Raw genomic sequence first — 379 nt, 5'->3', positions numbered from 1 at the left:
GTCCTTGGCGAACAGCGGGTCCCAGAAGCGACCCCAGATGACCTTGTTGACGTTCCACTCGGCGCCGCGGAACACGCCTTCCAGTTCCTGGATGATCTTGGCGTTGCCGCGGACCGGGCCGTCGAGGCGCTGCAGGTTGCAGTTGATGACGAAGATCAGGTTGTCGAGTTTCTCGCGGCCGGCCAGGGAGATCGCGCCGAGGGATTCCGGCTCGTCGCACTCGCCGTCGCCCATGAAGCACCAGACCTTCTGCTTGCTGGCGGGGATGAAGCCGCGGCTTTCCAGGTACTTCATGAAGCGTGCCTGGTAGATCGCCTGGATCGGGCCAAGGCCCATGGATACGGTGGGGAACTGCCAGAAGTCTGGCATCAGCCAGGGG

The 379-nt window shown here is 63.6% G+C and carries 1 pseudogene; it reads right to left on the bottom strand.

What is annotated here, in order from left to right:
• A pseudogene (gene aceE / locus FL344_RS38355) lies at positions 1-379 on the bottom strand (pyruvate dehydrogenase (acetyl-transferring), homodimeric type); the annotation flags it as partial.

Origin of the sequence: Myxococcus sp. AB036A (genome assembly GCF_006547355.1) — a bacterium.
Taxonomy (GTDB): Bacteria; Myxococcota; Myxococcia; order Myxococcales; family Myxococcaceae; genus Myxococcus; species Myxococcus virescens.
This window is presented reverse-complemented; position numbering and strand designations above follow the sequence as displayed.